The organism is Luteococcus sp., assembly GCF_043424415.1.
Taxonomy (GTDB): domain Bacteria; phylum Actinomycetota; class Actinomycetes; order Propionibacteriales; family Propionibacteriaceae; genus Luteococcus.
In genome coordinates this window covers 34,183-48,825 of record NZ_JBHWOO010000077.1, presented here as the reverse complement: position 1 = coordinate 48,825, position 14,643 = coordinate 34,183, and the positions used below count along the sequence as shown (strand labels likewise).

Below are 14,643 nucleotides of genomic sequence, written 5' to 3'. Positions count from 1 at the left end.
CGGCTCAACTCCTCTCTCGCGCACATCACGGAAGGGCCCCGATCTTCGGATCGGGGCCCTTCGTCGTGTGCGGGTGCTGCCAGGGGCCTGCCGCGAGTGTTGACTGGCGCCGACTGTCGGGCGGCAGCGGGATGTGTGGCGCCTCCGGTGCTGACCCAAGCAGGTGCTCGGCAGCTTCGTGCCCGCGACCCCAACCCAGGCAGCTGTTCCGCGGGGCAGTCCATGTCGCCCGGGCGCGCAAGGCCTGTGTGGGCACCGGTAGCATGGTGGCCCCTCGGTCGTGAGCATCGCCCGTCAGAGAGAGTCATGTCATGTCGCCAGATCCCACGCTGAAGGCCGTGGTCGCAGCCCGTCGCTCCGTGCTCCAGGCGCAGGACAGGCTGGACGCCGCCGTGGCTGCTGCCCGGATTGCTGGGGCGTCGTGGGCTGCCATCGGAGAGGCCACCGGGATGACCCGGCAGTCGGCGCATGAACGGTGGGGACATGTGAGCTGCAAGGGTCAGGCCCAGGCTGAGTGTGAATGTCCGGCCTGGGGTTCCGAGGGTTGCCTGTGTGTCCAGGGCCAGGCTCGCAGCCGGCGCATGGTGCGAGGCAGTGGCGCGGCCGCAAGGGCTGCCCAAGGATCGTCCTCGAGGTAGCTGACCTTCTCCTGACGGCTGCCACGCTGCGGCGCGTGCCCCTGCTGGATCGCCGGTTGAGTTCCCCAGGTGTCGGGTTATCCTGACGCCATGGTGTCTGGATTTCCTGACATCTGAGGACTCGTGGCAGGGGAAAACCGTGGACCAAGTCACCCTCGCTCGGTGGCAGTTCGCCATCACGACCGTGTACCACTTCTTGTTTGTGCCGATCACGATCGGGTTGTCGGCCTTCGTGGCCGCCTATCACACGGCCTGGGTGCGGAGCCACAAGCCGGAGCACCTGCGCATGACGAAGTGGCTCGGCAGCCTGTTCACGATCAACTTCGCCCTGGGGCTCGTCACCGGGATCGTCCAGGAGTTCCAGTTCGGGATGAACTGGTCCGACTACTCCCGCTTCGTGGGGGACATCTTCGGCGCCCCGCTGGCCTTCGAGGCGCTGCTGGCCTTCTTCCTCGAGTCCACCTTCCTCGGCCTGTGGATCTTCGGCTGGGGGCGCATCCCGGAGAAGCTGCACGCCGCCAGCATGTGGATCGTCCACATCGGGACGGCCCTGTCGGCCTACTTCATCCTGGCCGCGAACTCCTTCATGCAGCACCCGGTGGGCTACCGCTTCAACCCGGAGACCGGGCGCGCCGAGATGACCGACTTCGTCGCCGTCCTGATCAACAAGGTCCAGCTGGTCACCTTCCCCCACGTCATGGCTGCCGCCTACATGACCGGCGCGGCACTCGTGCTCGCCGCGGCCCTGTGGCACCTGCGCCGTCCCGGCGAGTCCGCGGATCTGGGCATGTACCGGCGTGCCACGCGCAGCGCCGCCATCGTGATGCTGGCCTCCGGAGCCCTCGTGGTCGGATCGGGTGACCTCCAGGGCAAGGTGATGACCGAGGTTCAGCCCATGAAGATGGCGGCGGCGGAAGCCCACTACGAAACCTCGTCGGGCGCCCCCTTCTCCGTGCTGAGCACCGGCGACCTCAACGGCGAGAATGCCCACCACTGGATCGAGGTCCCCGGCCTGCTCTCCTTCCTGGGCAAGGGCGACTTCACTGCCGAGATCGAGGGCATCGACAACCTGCGGGAGGAGTACGCGCAGACCTATGGCGCAGGAGAGCTCACCGCCGACACGGGCTCGCGCTACACCCCGAACATCCCGCTGGCCTACTGGACCTTCCGCCTCATGATGGGCACCGGCTTCGCCGCCATGGGCGTGGGCGCGCTGGTGCTGTGGATGACTCGACGGTCGGCATCCACCAGCGCACTGCGCCAAGCGTGGTGGCACTGGCTCATCATGGCCACCCCCCTCCTGCCGCTGCTCGCCAACTCCTTCGGCTGGATCTTCACCGAGACGGGACGCCAGCCGTGGGCCGTCTTCGGCCTGATGACCACCGCATCCGCAGTCTCCCCGGGGGTCTCGACGGTGGAGGTCCTGGTCTCGATGAGCGCCTTCACCCTGCTGTACGGGGCACTGGCCGTGGTCGAGGTGAAGCTGCTGCTGCGCTATGTGCGCCAGGGGGCCGTGCCGGTGCCCATTCCGTCCGGGCCGAGCGGAACCGGCAGGCCATCCGACCAGCGACTCGTCTTCTCCTACTGAGGAAATTGCCATGGAACTGTTCTGGTTCTCCACCATCGCCGTGCTGTGGATCGGCTACTTCGTCCTGGAGGGTTTCGACTTCGGTGTGGGCATGCTGCTGCCCATCCTCGACGGAGACCCTGCCGAGTCCCCCGACCGTCGACGCGTGATGCTCACCACCATCGGGCCGCACTGGGACGGCAACGAGGTCTGGCTGATCACGGCGGGAGGAGCCATCTTCGCGGCCTTCCCCCACTGGTACGCGACGCTCTTCTCCGGCTTCTACATTCCCCTGCTCCTGGTGCTGGTGGCCCTCATCATGCGCGGCGTCGCGCTGGAGTACCGCCCCAAGCGCAGCGACGAGGCCTGGCGCCGGTGGTGTGATGCCGGGATCATGATCGGCTCCTGGGTCCCGGCCTTCGTCTGGGGAGTGGCCTTCACCAACATCGTGGTGGGGGTTCCGATCGATGCCGACATGGAATACGTGGGCGGCCTGCTCGGGCTCTTCAACCCGCTGGCGCTCCTGGGTGGCATCGCCATGGCGGTGCTGTGCCTCTTCCACGGTGCCCTCTTCCTCGCCCTGAAGACCGGGGGTGCCCTGCACCACGCGGCCCGCCGCGCCGCCCGTCGCCTGGGGATCCCCGCCGTCGGTCTCGTGGCCGTCTGGCTCCTCACCGTCCTCAGCCAGCGTTCGAGCACCGGGGCCTGGGTCCTGTTCGCCATCGCGGCCGTCGCCCTCGTGCTGTCGGTGCTCCTGGCCGGCGGGCGCGAGCGGCCCGCCTTCCTGGCCAGTTGCGTGGCCATCGCGATGGGGGTGGCCAGCCTGTTCGCGGCACTCTTCCCCGACGTGATGCCCTCCACCCTCGATCCCGCATGGTCCCTGACCCACCTCAACGCCGCGAGCAGCCCGCTGACGCTCAGGATCATGACGGGCGCGGCAGGGGTGATCACCCCGGTCGTGCTGCTCTACACCGGCTACACCTACTGGGTCTTCCGGCGCCGGATCAGCGTCGAGGACCTTGCAGAAGCCCACGGCTGAGGGGCCCCGACCGCGCATGGAACCCTTCGACCGGCGGCTGCTCGCCCTGGTGCCTGGAGCCCGACCGCACCTGGCGGCGCTGACGGTGTTGGGGGTGCTCTCGGGTGTCGCGGCCATCGCGCAGGCGCTGGCGGTGGCAGGGCTGGTCCTGGCCGTGGTGCAGGGCGAGGCTCTGCACTCCGCGGGACTGCGGGTGGTGCTCGCCTTCGTCGCCCGGGGCCTGGTGGTGGCCGTCGGTGAACTGGTCGCGGCACGGGCGGGGACGGTCGTCTCCGGTGGCCTTCGCCGGCGGCTCGCGGACCATGCCATGGCTCAGGGGCTGCGCCGGGATGACGAGGACCAGCACGAGACGGTGACGCTGCTGACCCAAGGCGTGGGCTCGGTCGAACCCTATGTCTCGCGCTACCTGCCGTCGCTGGTCTCCGCCGTCGTCGTCCCCTTCGGCGTGGTGCTCGCCATGGTCTTCCTGGACCCGTGGACGGCCCTGGTGCCCGTGCTCACCATCCCCTTGCTGCCCTTGTTCGCGGCCTTGATCGGCATGGCGACCCGGGATGCCACCGAACAGCGGTGGCAGGCCCTGGAACAGCTCTCGCACCACTTCCTGGACATCATGCGAGGACTCCCGACCCTGGTCTCGCACTCCCGTGCGCACCTCCAGTCAGGCACCATCCGCACGGTCAGCGATGCCCACCGCAGGGCCACCGTCGAGACCCTGCGCATCGCCTTCCTCAGCTCGGCTGCCCTGGAGCTGCTGGCCACCCTCTCAGTGGCGATCGTGGCGGTGCTCACCGGCATCCGGCTGGCCGAGGGCGGCATGTCCCTGGCGGTGGGGCTGCCGCTGATCCTGCTGGCCCCCGAGGCCTACTGGCCGATCCGGCGCGTCGGCGCAGAATTCCACAGTGCGGCCGACGGGGCGACGGCACTGGGGACGATCGCCACGATCCTCGCCGGCCCCGTCGATGTGCCGGAGGAGGGCCGACGCGACGAGGACCGCGCCATCGTCCACCAGGTCTTTTTCCGGCACGCCCCGACCTCCTCCGACGTCCTGACCGGCCTGTCCTTCACCGCGGAGCGAGGGCTGACCGTGCTCGTGGGGCCGTCCGGATCGGGCAAGACGACGACCCTGGAACTGCTGGCGGGGCTACGCGTCCCCACCTCGGGGCAGGTCCTGGCACCCCGCGCCCACCTGGTCACCCAACGACCCTTCCTCGCCCCGGCCTCCCTGCGGACCAACCTGACACTGTCGTCGCCGCGGCCGGTCAGCGACCGGGAGCTGGGCGAGGTGCTCGACCGGGTGGCGCTCGGCGACCTGCTCGCCAGTCTTCCCCGGGGGCTCGACACCACCCTCGGCGAGGACGGCTTCGGGCTGTCGGCCGGGCAGCGGGCCCGAGTCGCCCTGGCACGTGCCCTGCTGTCCGACGCTCCGCTGCTGCTGCTCGACGAGCCCACCGCCAACCTGGATGCCGGCACCGAGGCCGTCATCGACGACGTGGTCCGGCAGGCGGCCCGGGAGCACATCGTCGTCGCAGCCTCCCACCGGCCTTCCCTGGTCGCCGCGGCCGATGCCGTCGTCGGTGTCGGCGACGGCGCAGCCCTTGCGAGGGGGCGATGATGGGCGCCGGCCGGTACCGCGTGCGACGTCTGGTGCCCGGCATCCTGCCGGCCTCGATCGAGGGAGGGCTCGCCCTGGCCTCGGGTGTTGCACTGACGGCACTGTCGGGCTGGCTCGTGGTGGCGGCGTCCCTGCGCCCGCCGATCCTGACGCTGATGACGGCCATCGTGGGGGTGCGGGCCTTCGGCATGGCGCGCCCGGTGCTGCGCTACCGGGAACGGGTCCGCTCCCACGATGCCGCCCTGTCGGCCCTCGCCGAGGAGCGCGGACGGGTCTACCAGCGCCTGGTTCCGCTGGCTCCCGCACGGCTGGGGCGTCGGGGCCGGGGCGACCTGCTGGCCGGGGTGGTCGACGACCTCGAGGACGTCACCCAGGCCCAGGTCAGGGTGGTCGTCCCCCTGGTCTCGCTGGTGGTGGCGGGCTGTGCGGCGGCCCTCATCGATGCCCTCGTCTTCCTGCCCGCCGTGCCCGTGGTGCTCAGCTCGATGGTCTGTGCCGCTGTGGTGGGCGTGGTGGGCTGGTGGCTCGAGAGCCGCGGCCAGGCCTCGGTGGTCGCCGCGCGGGCGAGTGTGGCCACCCTGTCGGCCGTGGTGGTGCGGGTCGAGGCGGAGGTGGCGGCAGCCGGTGGCCAGGCGTGGGCGCTGCGGGCGCTGGACGAGGCCCAGCAGCGGCTGGCCCGGGCCGTCAGCCGCCAGGCGTGGGGGCGTGCGGTGGGTGTGGGGCTGGTGCCCGTCGTCACGGTCGGCCATGCGGTGTGGATGGCAGCGGTGGTGGAACCCTGGCTGGCGCGGGGCATGTCGACCCCGGTGGCAGCACTGCTGGTGCTGACCCCCGTCGCCCTGGGCGAGGTGATCGGTGGCATCCCGGATGCAGTGGGTTCCCTCGCCCGTGCCCGGGCCGCCGGTAGACGACTGGAAGGGCTGCTGGCCATGGAGCCGGCCGTGGCGGGCGCCGAGATCATTCCGGAGGAGGGGTCGGAGCCGGCACGCGAGCTCCCCGCCGATGGGGCGCCGCGGATTCTCGACGCGCACGGGCTGACGGCCCGCTGGGACAGTGAACGTCCGGCCCTGGCACCCACCGACCTCGGCGTCGAGCCGGGCCAGTTCGTCGTCGTGCAGGGGCCCAGCGGCTCGGGCAAGTCGACCCTGCTGGCGGTCCTGGCCCGCCACCTCGACCCAACCGGCGGAAGCTACCTGTTGGAGGGGCGCGATGCCCTGGCCGAGCCGCCCGCGGTGGCACGTCGGGGGCTGGTGCTGGTCGACGACGAGGTGCACGTCTTCGCCTCCACCGTCCGCGAGAACCTTCGTCTGGCCAGTCCCTCCGCGACGGACCGGGAGCTGCTGGGAGCCTTGCAGACAGTGGGTCTGGGGAGCTGGTTCCAGAGCCTCCCCGGGGGGCTCGACGAACTCCTGGGGGCCGGTGGCAGGCGGCTTTCGGGGGGAGAGCGCGCCCGCTTCGGCCTGGCCAGGGCCGTGCTTTCGGAGCGTTCGGTGGTCCTGCTCGACGAGCCGCTGGCCCACCTCGACCCGGTCACGGCCCAGGTCGTCATGGAAGACCTGGCGAAGGCACTGTCCGACCGGGCCGTCGTGCTGGTGAGCCATCACGACGAGGGGGTCCAGCACGCCAGTGGCCGGGTGGGTCTGGCCGCACCGTAGTATCCGTGCATGCGGAACCCAGTGGCATGGATGTGAGGGCGGCACCCAGGGCCTCATCCTCTGACTGGGGGACTCCTGGTGCCGGCATGTCACCAGATCGGTGTGCGGCCATTCGCCATGCGTTCGGGCTTCTTGGGGAGCTTTGGGTAGATGTGCGTGGTGGTCGCGATGGTCATGGGCAGCCCGGCAATGGTGCTGCCAGTACTGCAACGCAGTTGGATCCTGCTGCCTGCGGTGGTGGCCTGCACCGCTTTCGGGCTGGCCATCATTGCCCGCGCCATCGGCAACCAGTCGCAGGACCTCATCCACAACACGGCGGGGAGCCTCCTGGTCCTCACCTCGGGAGCCCTGCTCACACCCGGCGCTGCACACCGTGGGTGGCTTTCTGCCGCTGCAGCACGCCCTCGACGCGATGCGTGCCAGTCTGGCCGGTCGAAGCCCGTGGTCGGGAGCGGCCGGGGAGCTTCTGGTCGCCCCCGCGTGGCTGACGGTGGCCACCATCGCCTACCGCATCGTCGACCACCGGACTCGGGTGTCGGGTCGTGGGGCGATGCAGGGGTGACGCTCTGTCCCCAGTTCGGGTGGAGTGGCCGGTCCTTGGGTCACTCGTCACCGGAGAGCCGGTAACGGGTTGACCGGGACCCCTGCTGCCCGTCCATGACCACGAGGCCATCCCGTAGTGGCTGGTCCAGGGCATAGCGCACCTGTCCCATCGTCAGCCCGGTCCCGCTGACCAGTTCGTGGATGGTCAGGGGCGCAGTGCTGTTGCCCAGGGTTGAGAGCACGAGAGGTTCATTGCGGGTGGGCGAGGTGCTTCGCAGCGATGCGGTGACCACTGGTCCGCTCTGCGAGGTGACGGCGGGTGGCGAGGCGGTATCGGAACCGCTGCGCGGGCGCCAGAGCAGAGCCTTGAACTGAACTCCGGTGTCGACCAGCTGGGGGCGTGACAGGCCTCGGTCCTGCACAGAGCGGAAGACCTCTCGAATACCCCCGCCCTCGCCCTCGATGATGGAGGCGCCGTCCGAGCTCGTCAGGCGTTTGGCGATCTGGTACAGCCGCTGGTTCACCGCAGCCTGGGCGTGCTCGACGCTGACCAGCTGAGTCAGTGAAACCCCCCGAAGGCCACCCGGACTGTGAATGAAGAAGCTCTTTGCAGTGAGTCGGATCTGGATCTGCTTGCCTGTGCCCAGGGTGCTCGGGCCGAGGTCGCGATGTACCAAGGCGTTGGCGACCAGCTCGCGGACGGCATTGAGGGGCAGCTCCGGGATCTCTTCCATGTGACCGTCGTCACGGTAGCGGTGGACCGTGTCGAGGTTGTTCTGGACCCAGCCGAGGATGTCCTCGAGCAAGGCTGGGACTGGGCCTGTGAAGTCCTGCAGATTGCGGTTACGGGCCTGGCCCTCCCCGCCGGCCAGCTGTACTGCAGCAGTCACCGTGAGCGCGGGGTACTGGCCCTGGGGGTATGTCCCGAGCGAGTAGAGGCCAGCCACGGTCGGCTCGTCAGAAGAGTTCAGCACATTGGTCATCTGCAGGATCTGGGCGTCCGTGCAATCACGCAGCCGCCGGTCGTGACGGCGGACGTTGTCAAGGTACTTGGCAACCAGATCCGCATCCAGATCTGCCCGCCCGCGTCCGATGGCGGGAGCCAGGTCGTGGTTCACCTGTTCGTCGCTGTGGAGCTTCGCCACCTCGAGCATCCGGAGCTCATGCGGGTGCATGGGATAGTCGCCGTCCGCCTGACGAAGGTACGCACGTCCGGCCACGGTGGCGGGCTTGTCGGCGATGTGGAGCGGTGCCACGTGGGCGACCAGGACCGAGTGGCCATCGACCTGAAAGGTCTGGAAGTCCAGGAGCGGCGCTGGATGGACTGCCTGACGGGCGATGGAGACGAGGCCTGCCTCAAGAGTTGCGATGTCGGGCACGCCGACCACGTCAAATCGTCCACCCGCCTCGTCGAGGCCGAGGATGACGGTGCCACCGTCGGGCATGTTGGCGAACGCTGCAAGGGTTTCTGGCATCACCGGGACGCCACCGGCGGCGCGCTTCACCTCGATGGAGGTCGTGTCTCCACGGCGATCACGCATCTGCGTGATCGCCTCGGCCAGCCTCTCGTCACTCCAATTCTCACTGGCAGACTACAACTCTCAGTGCAATCATGAATGAGAGTTGTAGTGAGAGTTGAAGACTCAGGTCCTTCACATCCAGTCCCTGATTCCCGTCGGTCGGGGCGAGCGGCGCGTTCTGCCAGGGGGTGAAGGGTTTTCGAGGGCGGTGGAACGCTCAACTGCTTGGGTTCATTCACGTCCTGCCAATCAGCCCAGGCTGCGACGCAGCAGGCCCCGGTAGAAGATCCGTCCGGCCACCCGCACGGGCAGCGCCCACGGCATGCCCGTCACCGAGAGCTCCTGCTGCCAGTGCACCCGGCTCCCCCCGCTGGGCATGGCCGCGACAGCGATCGTCGTCATGCCTCGCACCACGCGCCCCGTCTTCTCCAGGCGGGCGTGGCGTGCGTCGAGCTCGCGCACCACCATGGTGTCGTCGAAGCCGAGCGGGCCCAGAGCGGTGCGGGCCACCACCGTCGATCCGGGCCGCAGCGGGCGTTGCCAGTGCAGCGTCGTGAGGGGCGGTCGGTGGCGGTCCAGGTCGAGCACGCGAGCCAGGGCCTGCTCGGGCGGCAGGCTGCTGGTGGCCTCGACGACGAAGTGGGTGCCCATGGCGGGAATTGTGGCAGACATGGCCGGTGTGAGGGGCTTTTCGGGTACCTCCAGAAACTATTTCCAGGGCTGTGGCTACGGGTTATGCCGTGAAAGTTCACCGACGGGCGACGAATTGGTCAGGGCTGCCCGAAATCCCGCGTAGGCTGATCTCATTGTTCGGCAGTTGGTTTGGCTTCATCGCGGTAGCAACTCGTGAGAGTTGGTAGTTCCTTCTGAAATGTGTGACGAGCAAGTCCCCGGTAGCGACCAAGACGTGGTCGCTCCACAGAACGAAGGAAATATCATGGCTACAGGCACCGTGAAGTGGTTCAACGCTGACAAGGGCTTCGGCTTCATCCAGCCGGACGACGGCTCCGCCGACGTCTTCGCCCACTTCTCCGCGATCAACTCCGGCGGCTTCCGCTCGCTCGACGAGAACGACAAGGTCGAGTACGAGCTGACCCAGGGCCCCAAGGGCCCCCAGGCGTCGAACATCTCCGTCCTGCGCTGATCGCAGCAATGCGTCGCTGAACCGCTCGCCGGTCCAGCATCCACGAAGGCCGTCACCTCACCCGGTGGCGGCCTTCGTCGTGCCTGCAGCCGTTCAGACGGCCCGCACCACCACACTGCGCGGCGCCTGGAAGCTCAACAGGCGCAACCACGGCACCTCCTGGCTGATCAGCTGTGCCCGCGGCAGGGCACGGGCGGTCTCGTACAGGATCACCGTCGCCTCCATCTCGGCCAGGCCTGCTCCGAGGCAGCGGTGGATGCCGTGCCCGAAGGCCAGCGACCAGTCGCCGTCCGGCCCTCCCGACAACTGCACCAGGACCTGCTCGCCGGCTCGGATCGCTTCGTCGCCCAGCTGGGTGTCGCTGCTGGCGACCCGTCGCCAGGTGGGCGTCGAGGAACTGGTCGCGAGCGCCTGGCGCACCACCTCGGTGCAGGCTTGCAGGCCATCCTCCTCATCCCCGCAGGCCGCCCATCGCCCCGGCTCGGACAGGGCCAGGTGCAGGCAGGTGGCGATCAGCATGCGCGTCGTCTCCTGGCCGGCGATCACCAGGAAGTAGCCCAACGAGACGATCCGGTCCTGGTCGATGCCGGCCTTCGCCAACGCCCCGAAGAGGTTCCCGGAGCCAGTGCTGCGTCGCACCTGTTCGCGCAGCCACGGGTGGAAGTCGGCGGCCGACGTGGCCAGCTGCAGCTGGCGCTCGTCGTCGGGCCAGCCCCAGAAGAGCTCCAGCGAGTCGGCACTCCACCGCGAGAGCTCGTCGTGCGGCGGGTTCGGCACCCCGCTCAGGGTCGAGGCGATCTGTGCCGGGACATGGGCGGCAACGGTGGTGGCAAGGTCCAGGCCCTGGTCCAGCTCGCCGGCCAGCCCGTCGAGCTGCTCGCGCACCAGGCGCTGCACCAGCCCGCGCTGGGCCTTGACGCGGGCAGGCGAGAAGAAGGGGGTGAGCACGCGCCGTACGGCGCGGTGCAGCTCGCCATTGGCCGAGGCCAGCACCGGCGGCAGTCGGAAACCGGCACGCACCAGCACCCGGGCGGCCTCCCGGGAGAAGGGACGCAGGGCCTGCAGCGCATTGTCGGCGGCGAAGTCCTCAGGCCTGGCCAACACCTCACGCACCAGCCCCGGTTCCTGGACGAGCCGATGGTCCTCGCGGTGCTCGACGGGCCGGCCGTCGGCGTGGCGGAAGGGGCACGTGGCTGGCGCTCCCCAGGCCAGTTCCACCACGTCACAGACCTGCGCCAGTGCCAGTTCCAGACGGTCTGGATCGGTGTCGGCATGGCAGGTGAGCCGCAGCCGGGCGATCCGGTCGGGAACACTCGGCGGGCGGAAGCAGCCCACCAGGACCCCACGCTCGCGCAGCACGTCGGCTGCCTCCACCGCGGCGGCCGGGGAGGGCATCCGTACCGAGACCACCGACCCCGCGCCGGGCTCCAGGTGCTTGGCCACCAGGGGGCGACGACGAAGCCCCGTGATGGTGCGCTCCCGGGTGGCCGACAGCCGCGCCACCAGGTCGCCGTCGCCGGCCAGCTGGCAGGCGCGTGCCGCCCCGGCCGCGACGGCGGGTGACAGGCCGGTGTCGAAGATGAATCCCCGCGCCAGGTTCACCATGTGTGCCCGCCACAGCTTCGCATCGCTGCCGCCGAACAGGAGGGCCCCGCCCTGGGCGCCCAGCGCCTTCGACAGCGTGGCGGTCACGACCACCGGCGGGGCCTCGGGGTGGTCGTCGAAGAGTCCGTCGCGAGCGGCCCAGCTGCCCTCGGCCAGTGTGCCGATGGTGTGCGCCTCGTCCACCAGCAGGGCGGCTCCTGCCTCTCGGCAGAGGCGGTGCAACTCGGCGAGGTCGGCGGCATCGCCGAGCACCGAGTGGACCGACTCGACCGCGACAGTGGTGCGGCGACCGGTCTGCGCCAGCAGGGCCCGCAGCTCGTCGAGGTCGTCGTGGCCGAAGGTGGCGACCTCGGCATGGGCCAGGCGGGCGCCGTCGTGCAGGCTGGCGTGGGCCTGGGCGTCGAGCAGCAGCCGGCTCCTGGGGCCGGCGAGGGCACCCAGGGCACCCATGTTCGCGGTGTAGCCGCAGGAGAAGACCAGTGCGGCGCGGGCTCCGGTCAGTGCACACAGCTCCTGCTCCAGCAGCTCGTGGGCCGGGTGGGTGCCCGTCACGACCCGTGAGCCTCCCGCGCCCAGCGGGCCGTCCTGCAGGTGGCCGACGGCGGCCCGGCGGACCTCCGGGTGGTGTGCCAGGCCGAGGTAGTCATTGGAGGCCAGGTCGAGGGCATCGGGCGGTGCCGTGCGCGTCCTGCGCTCGATGCCGGTGCGCTCCGCCCTGTGCGCCCGGTGGGTTGCCCATTCCAGCCACTGGTCCATGTCGCGCACCCCGTTCTGCCCTGTCAGGCCGGTTCTGCACCGGCCCCACCGCGTCGTGGGGCCGCGTGCCTGCCTCAGGCTAGCACCAGAAATTGAACACTGTTCAAGTGGTGTGCTCGGCAGTCGTGCCTCCTAGGCTGGGCCCATGAGCTACCTGGCAAGCACCACCTGCGCCGCCGACGGCACCATCACCACCTTCGTCCTCGACGGCGAGGACCTCACACCGAAGGCCACCAGCCCGATCGGCAAGGGCGTCTCCGCGATGGCCGTCGACCACAGCGGCCGACGCGCCTATGTCTCGCTCAAGGAACCCACGGGCGTGGCCACCATCGACCTGGACCAGCAATCCGGGACCTGGACCACCAGCAGCCACCGCGAACTGCCCAGCCATCCCAGCTACCTGCGCGTCAGCGACGACGGCGGCCTGCTGCTCGGCGCCGACTACGGCGCTGGCCTCGGGCTGGTCTGGCCGATCCAGGACGACGGCAGCCTGGGCGAGCCGACCGACCGGATCAGCTTCGAGCGGCTGCACTGCGTCATCCAGCACGACCAGTTCGTCTACTTCGTCTCCCTCGGCGAGGACCTGGTGGCCTGCTACCGCCTCACCGAGGACGGTCAGCTGGAGGCGCTGGCGGACCACACCGTCGCCTGCCCCGCCGGCAGCGGCCCCCGCCACGCCATCACCAGCACCGACGGCCGCAACCTCTACGTCGTCACCGAGTTCTCCGGCGAGGTGCTGCGCTTCGCCCGCGACCCGAAGAGCGGCCAGATCGAGCTGGTGCAGCAGGTGACCGCCCACGCCACCGATCGTGGCCTCAAGCACAGCGTCATCGACGAGGACCCGCTGGAGAACCACTACATCTGGGGAGCCGACCTGCACCTGGCCGGTCCCGAGGGGCGGTGGCTGTTGGTCAGCGAGCGCACCGAGTCGACGCTGGCCGTGCTGCCGGTGGCCGATGACGGCACCCTGGCCGATGCCGTCTCGCTGGCCGAGGTGAGCACCCAGCCGCGTGGCTTCGTCGTCACCCCCGACGAGCAGCATGCCCTGGTGCCCGGCGAGAAGGCCGCCGTGCTGCAGCTGTGGCGCGTCGACGACCGCGGCCGGCTGGCCAAGGTCTCCGAGGTGCCCAATGAGGCCGGAGCGAACTGGGCGCGCATCACCCAGCCCTGACCACTCGCCCGTCACGATTCGTCGGCAACTCGGCCCGCTATCCCGAACGGCGGGGCTCAGTGGGGCCATGAAACGTCCTGCGACAGGGCGTCACGGGCACCGTGCCCACGCGTCCTCGCGGCGCTGACGGTCACGGTGCCCCTGCTGCTGATTGCCCCGCCCGGCCCGTCTGCGCCTGCTCGTGCGCGCAGCTGCCCCCCGCCGAGTCAGTCGCCGGGGCGGGGACGGTCTTCTCCTGTCGCCTGGAGTCCGTCGACCCTGCCAAGGGTGCGGCGAGCTCGAACCAAGTTCGCTACCACTTCGTCGTCCGCATGCTCAAGGGTCAGGCGGCCCACCGGCAGGTCGTCCTGCCACTCGGACTGGCAGTGGCCGTCATCGCGGGTCCTGGTTGCCTGGTGCTCCCGTCGAAGCTGGCGCCGACGGTCGAAGACGTCGCGCGAGCATGTGCACACACGCCATCACTCGAGTGCTGGAAGGTCTGACTGCAGTTCTGGTCATGAATGACCAGAACTGCAGTCAGTGTCTAGCCCCTCGCACGGTCAGCGCAGCTCCTCCGGGATCCACCAGAGGCCATTGTTGTTCTTGGCCAGATAGTCCTTGAATTCCTGGCTGTTGTAGGCCGAGACAATGTCCTTGGCCCACTTCGCGTCCTTGTTGTCCTCGTGGACCACCACCTGCAGCACGAGGTGGGGCAGGATGTCCTCCTGCAGCAGTGCCTTGGAAGGATCCATCTTGGCGTTGTAGACGATCGATCCCGTGATGACGCCATAGTCGAAGTCACCAAGCGTGGTCGGGATGGTGGTGTTCAGGAGCTCGGTGAACTGCAGCTTCTTGGGGTTCGAGACGATATCGCTCTTGGTGACGGTGGACACGTCCTTGGCCGGGTCAAGCTTGATCCAGCCCGCCTTTTGCAACAGGGCGTAGGCGCGAGAGGTGTTGGCTGCGTCGTTGGGAACGGCGATCTTCGCGCCATCGCTGATCTGATCCAAGGATGTGTGAGTCTGCGAGTAGATGCCGGCAGGAACGGTGGGAATCGGTCCCAGAGCGGCGAGCGCCCCGCCATTCTTCTCGTTGAAGTTCTTCATGTAGGCGGTGTGCTGCTCGACGTTGACGTCGATGCTCTTCTCGTTGAGACCCATATCATTCTGGACGAGATCGGAGAAGTCGGTCCTGGTGAACGTGTAGCCCTGCTTCTGCATGATCGGGATGATGGCCTCTTCGAAGAGCACCGTGTACGGGCCTTGGGCCTTGCCGTAGCGAATTTCTGTCTTGTTGGGGTCATCTGCACTGCTGGAGCCGCCGCAGGCGGAGAGTGTCAGTCCCAACGTGAGAACGACGGCCACGAGGGCGAAGAGCTTCTTCATGGTTTTGTTTCCTTTGTGGGGTTGGATGT

Annotated in this window: 12 protein-coding genes; 7 read left to right on the top strand and 5 right to left on the bottom strand. The window is 69.1% G+C overall.

Annotated features, from left to right (window positions below; all coding sequences use genetic code 11):
* Positions 1 to 777: 777 nt before the first annotated feature.
* From ACHFFZ_RS04795 to cydC, 4 genes are read left to right on the top strand one after another with little or no spacing between them, the layout of a single operon-like run.
* A complete protein-coding gene (locus ACHFFZ_RS04795; RefSeq protein ID WP_394275522.1) occupies positions 778 to 2,226 on the top strand; it encodes a cytochrome ubiquinol oxidase subunit I in 1,449 nt (482 codons plus the stop codon).
* A 10-nt stretch (positions 2,227 to 2,236) separates the two neighbouring features.
* Positions 2,237 to 3,244 carry a cytochrome d ubiquinol oxidase subunit II gene (gene cydB, locus ACHFFZ_RS04790; protein WP_394275521.1) on the top strand — a complete coding sequence of 336 codons (1,008 nt, stop codon included), beginning with the start codon at positions 2,237 to 2,239 and terminating at the stop codon, positions 3,242 to 3,244.
* Between the two features lie 16 nt (positions 3,245 to 3,260).
* Positions 3,261 to 4,856 carry a thiol reductant ABC exporter subunit CydD gene (cydD, locus tag ACHFFZ_RS04785; protein ID WP_394275520.1) on the top strand — a complete coding sequence of 532 codons (1,596 nt, stop codon included), beginning with the start codon at positions 3,261 to 3,263 and terminating at the stop codon, positions 4,854 to 4,856.
* The gene (gene cydC, locus ACHFFZ_RS04780) at positions 4,853 to 6,511 is read left to right on the top strand and encodes a thiol reductant ABC exporter subunit CydC (protein ID WP_394275519.1); all 1,659 of its coding nucleotides are present in this window, start codon (positions 4,853 to 4,855) and stop codon (positions 6,509 to 6,511) included. Before cydD ends, cydC begins: the two co-directional genes overlap by 4 nt.
* Positions 6,512 to 6,600: 89 nt before the next feature.
* Here cydC and ACHFFZ_RS04775 read toward each other — a convergent pair whose 3' ends face one another.
* Positions 6,601 to 6,780, bottom strand: a complete 180-nt coding sequence (locus ACHFFZ_RS04775) for a hypothetical protein (RefSeq protein ID WP_394275518.1) — start codon at positions 6,778 to 6,780, stop codon at positions 6,601 to 6,603.
* A gap of 104 nt (positions 6,781 to 6,884) precedes the next feature.
* Here ACHFFZ_RS04775 and ACHFFZ_RS04770 point away from each other — a divergent pair, with 104 nt between their 5' ends.
* A complete protein-coding gene (locus ACHFFZ_RS04770; protein ID WP_394275517.1) occupies positions 6,885 to 7,073 on the top strand; it encodes a hypothetical protein in 189 nt (62 codons plus the stop codon).
* Between the two features lie 40 nt (positions 7,074 to 7,113).
* Here ACHFFZ_RS04770 and ACHFFZ_RS04765 read toward each other — a convergent pair whose 3' ends face one another.
* The gene (locus ACHFFZ_RS04765; protein WP_394275516.1) at positions 7,114 to 8,595 is read right to left on the bottom strand and encodes an ATP-binding protein; all 1,482 of its coding nucleotides are present in this window, start codon (positions 8,593 to 8,595) and stop codon (positions 7,114 to 7,116) included.
* Between the two features lie 228 nt (positions 8,596 to 8,823).
* On the bottom strand, positions 8,824 to 9,225 hold the full coding sequence (locus ACHFFZ_RS04760; RefSeq protein ID WP_394275515.1) for an SRPBCC family protein: 402 nt from the start codon (positions 9,223 to 9,225) through the stop codon (positions 8,824 to 8,826).
* Between the two features lie 286 nt (positions 9,226 to 9,511).
* Between ACHFFZ_RS04760 and ACHFFZ_RS04755 the strand changes: the two genes are divergently transcribed.
* Complete coding sequence (locus ACHFFZ_RS04755; RefSeq protein ID WP_394275514.1) at positions 9,512 to 9,718, top strand: cold-shock protein; 207 nt, start codon at positions 9,512 to 9,514, stop codon at positions 9,716 to 9,718.
* Positions 9,719 to 9,811: 93 nt separating this feature from the next.
* Here the strand turns inward: ACHFFZ_RS04755 and ACHFFZ_RS04750 are convergent, their stop codons facing one another.
* On the bottom strand, positions 9,812 to 12,079 hold the full coding sequence (locus ACHFFZ_RS04750; RefSeq protein ID WP_394275513.1) for an aminotransferase class I/II-fold pyridoxal phosphate-dependent enzyme: 2,268 nt from the start codon (positions 12,077 to 12,079) through the stop codon (positions 9,812 to 9,814).
* A gap of 145 nt (positions 12,080 to 12,224) precedes the next feature.
* Here ACHFFZ_RS04750 and ACHFFZ_RS04745 point away from each other — a divergent pair, with 145 nt between their 5' ends.
* Complete coding sequence (locus ACHFFZ_RS04745; protein WP_394275512.1) at positions 12,225 to 13,250, top strand: lactonase family protein; 1,026 nt, start codon at positions 12,225 to 12,227, stop codon at positions 13,248 to 13,250.
* Positions 13,251 to 13,789: 539 nt separating this feature from the next.
* Here the strand turns inward: ACHFFZ_RS04745 and ACHFFZ_RS04740 are convergent.
* Positions 13,790 to 14,614, bottom strand: coding sequence for a MetQ/NlpA family ABC transporter substrate-binding protein (locus ACHFFZ_RS04740; protein WP_394275511.1), 825 nt, complete (start codon positions 14,612 to 14,614; stop codon positions 13,790 to 13,792).
* Between the last annotated feature and the right edge of the window lie 29 nt (positions 14,615 to 14,643).

Excerpts from the sequence above, each read along its gene's own strand:
- ACHFFZ_RS04760 (WP_394275515.1), bottom strand. The coding sequence starts at position 9,225 with ATGGGCACCCACTTCGTCGTCGAGGCCACCAGCAGCCTGCCGCCCGAG.
- cydB (WP_394275521.1), top strand. The coding sequence starts at position 2,237 with ATGGAACTGTTCTGGTTCTCCACCATCGCCGTGCTGTGGATCGGCTAC.
- ACHFFZ_RS04745 (WP_394275512.1), top strand. The coding sequence starts at position 12,225 with ATGAGCTACCTGGCAAGCACCACCTGCGCCGCCGACGGCACCATCACC.
- ACHFFZ_RS04765 (WP_394275516.1), bottom strand. The coding sequence starts at position 8,595 with ATGCGTGATCGCCGTGGAGACACGACCTCCATCGAGGTGAAGCGCGCC.
- ACHFFZ_RS04750 (WP_394275513.1), bottom strand. The coding sequence starts at position 12,079 with ATGGACCAGTGGCTGGAATGGGCAACCCACCGGGCGCACAGGGCGGAG.
- cydD (WP_394275520.1), top strand. The coding sequence starts at position 3,261 with ATGGAACCCTTCGACCGGCGGCTGCTCGCCCTGGTGCCTGGAGCCCGA.
- ACHFFZ_RS04775 (WP_394275518.1), bottom strand. The coding sequence starts at position 6,780 with ATGATGGCCAGCCCGAAAGCGGTGCAGGCCACCACCGCAGGCAGCAGG.
- ACHFFZ_RS04740 (WP_394275511.1), bottom strand. The coding sequence starts at position 14,614 with ATGAAGAAGCTCTTCGCCCTCGTGGCCGTCGTTCTCACGTTGGGACTG.
- ACHFFZ_RS04755 (WP_394275514.1), top strand. The coding sequence starts at position 9,512 with ATGGCTACAGGCACCGTGAAGTGGTTCAACGCTGACAAGGGCTTCGGC.
- cydC (WP_394275519.1), top strand. The coding sequence starts at position 4,853 with ATGATGGGCGCCGGCCGGTACCGCGTGCGACGTCTGGTGCCCGGCATC.